Here is a 2,301-nt window from a genome sequence, read left to right as displayed (position 1 = left end):
CGCCGTCGAGCGCGCCCGGACGGACGTCGCCGCACGCCTCGTCTGGCAGCGGGACGCCGTCGCCGCCTGGTGGACCGGATCGGCACCCGGCTGGGCGCACGACGCCGCGCGCGTCGGGCCCGCGATGTGGGACCTCGGGGAGAACGTCCGCGCGCTCATGCGGTCGCAGGTGGTGCGGTGGCTGTCGTGGGTCACGGGCGACGGGGGCGTCGCGCGGGGCTGAGGTCGGGACGGTTCCCTGCCGACAGGTCGGGTCCAGGTCCCTGTGCTTGTGGTCGGACCTGGACTGCGCTCCGGAGATCGCGAGTGCGGCCTCCGGCCGCCCTCACGATCTACTGCGCGACGTCGAGATCCCTGTGCTTGTGGTCGGATCTCGACTGCGCTCCGTGAGGCGCGGGTGCGGCCGGCGGCCGCCCCCACGCCTCACTGCGCTACGTCGAGATCCTCCGCGTCGACGATGGAGTAGGCGTAGCCCTGCTCCGCCAGGAAGCGCTGGCGGTGGGCCGCGAACTCCTGGTCGACGGTGTCGCGCGCGACGACGGTGTAGAAGTGCGCGGTCTTGCCGTCGGACTTGGGGCGCATGATCCGGCCGAGGCGCTGCGCCTCCTCCTGCCGGGACCCGAACGACCCCGACACCTGGATCGCGACGGACGCCTCGGGCAGGTCGATCGAGAAGTTCGCGACCTTGCTCACGACGAGCTTGTGGATCTCGCCGGCGCGGAACGCGTCGAACAGCCGCTGCCGCTCGCGGACGGGCGTCTCGCCCGTGATGAGGTCGGCGTCGATGTGCTCGGCGAGCTCGTGCAGCTGGTCGAGGTACTGGCCGATGACGAGCACCTGGTCGCCCTCGTGCTGCGCGACGAGCCGCTCGACGACGCGGTTCTTCCCGGCGGCGGTCGCGGCGAGGCGGTACTTGTCCTCGGGCTCGGCGGTCGCGTAGAGCATGCGCTCGTGGTCGGGCAGCGTGAGGCGGACCTCGATGCAGTCGGCGGGCGCGATGTAGCCCTGCGCCTCGATGTCCTTCCAGGGCGCGTCGAACCGCTTGGGGCCGATGAGGCTGAACACCTCGTCCTCACGGCCGTCCTCGCGGACGAGCGTCGCGGTCAGGCCGAGGCGGCGGCGGGCCTGCAGGTCGGCCGTCATGCGGAAGATCGGTGCGGGCAGCAGGTGGACCTCGTCGTAGACGACCAGGCCCCAGTCGCGTGCGTCGAGCAGCTCGAGGTGCGTGTAGACGCCCTTCCGCTTGGTCGTGAGCACCTGGTAGGTCGCGATGGTGACCGGGCGGATCTCCTTGCGGGCGCCCGAGTACTCGCCGATCTCGTCCTCGGTGAGCGAAGTGCGCTTCACGAGCTCGTCGCGCCACTGCCGCGCGGACACGGTGTTGGTGACGAGGATGAGCGTCGTCGTCGACGACTTCGCCATCGCACCGGCGCCGACGAGCGTCTTGCCCGCACCGCAGGGGAGGACGACGACGCCGGACCCGCCGTGCCAGAACGACTCGACCGCGTGCTCCTGGTAGGGGCGCAGGTGCCAGCCGTCCTGCGCGAGGTCGATCTGGTGCGCCTCGCCGTCGACGTAGCCCGCGAGGTCCTCGGCGGGCCAGCCGAGCTTGAGCAGCACCTGCTTGAGGTGCCCGCGCTCCGACGGGTGCACGACGACGTCCGTGTCGTCGAGGCGCGCCCCCAGCAGCCCGGCGGTGCGCTTGGACCGCAGCACCTCGGCGAGCACCGCGGCGTCGAGCGCGTGCAGGACGAGGCCGTGCACGGGGTGCTGGACGAGCTGCAGCCGCCCGTACCGCGACATGGTCTCCGCGACGTCGACGAGCAGCGCGTGCGGCACCGGGTACCGCGAGTACTCCAGGAGCACGTCGACGACCTGCTCGGCGTCGTGCCCGGCGGCGCGCGCGTTCCACAGGCCGAGCGGCGTCAGCCGGTAGGTGTGCACGTGCTCGGGGGCGCGCTCGAGCTCGGCGAAGGGGGCGATGGCCCGCCGGCAGGCGTCGGCCTGGTCGTGGTCGACCTCGAGCAGGAGCGTCTTGTCGCTCTGCACGATCAGCGGGCCGTTCGTCACGTGGTCTCCTTCGCCTCGTCGGCGGCAGTGGTGTCGCCCGGGGTGCCGGGCGGGTCGTCGTCGGCGCGCTGGACGGACGCGATGCGGTGCACCGCGACGGTCAGCTCCGCCTCGCGCGCCGGGTCGACGGCCCGCAGCCGCCCCCCCTCGACGTGCACCGGTCGCAGCAGCCGCCGCTCCGGGACGCCCTGCGACCCGACGAGCTCGACCCAGACGGTCGAGCGCTCCGCG

Annotated in this window: 3 protein-coding genes; 1 reads left to right on the top strand and 2 read right to left on the bottom strand. The window is 72.8% G+C overall.

Features of this window, described 5'->3' with window-relative positions:
• On the top strand, window positions 1-223 hold a 223-nt coding region (locus HGA02_RS16875), incomplete at its 5' end, for a hypothetical protein (protein ID WP_168680316.1).
• 200 nt (window positions 224-423) lie between these two features.
• Here HGA02_RS16875 and HGA02_RS16870 read toward each other — a convergent pair.
• Together HGA02_RS16870 and HGA02_RS16865 are read right to left on the bottom strand one after the other, a co-directional pair.
• Complete coding sequence (locus tag HGA02_RS16870; RefSeq protein ID WP_168680314.1) at window positions 424-2,070, bottom strand: DNA repair helicase XPB; 1,647 nt, start codon at window positions 2,068-2,070, stop codon at window positions 424-426.
• On the bottom strand, window positions 2,067-2,301 hold a 235-nt coding region (locus tag HGA02_RS16865; RefSeq protein ID WP_210728729.1), incomplete at its 5' end, for a hypothetical protein. The genes HGA02_RS16870 and HGA02_RS16865, both read right to left, overlap by 4 nt.

It is taken from the genome of Cellulomonas septica, assembly GCF_012396155.1.
Classification (GTDB): domain Bacteria; phylum Actinomycetota; class Actinomycetes; order Actinomycetales; family Cellulomonadaceae; genus Cellulomonas; species Cellulomonas septica.
Note: the sequence above shows the minus strand (reverse complement) of the source record. Positions and strands in the feature narration are given on the sequence as shown.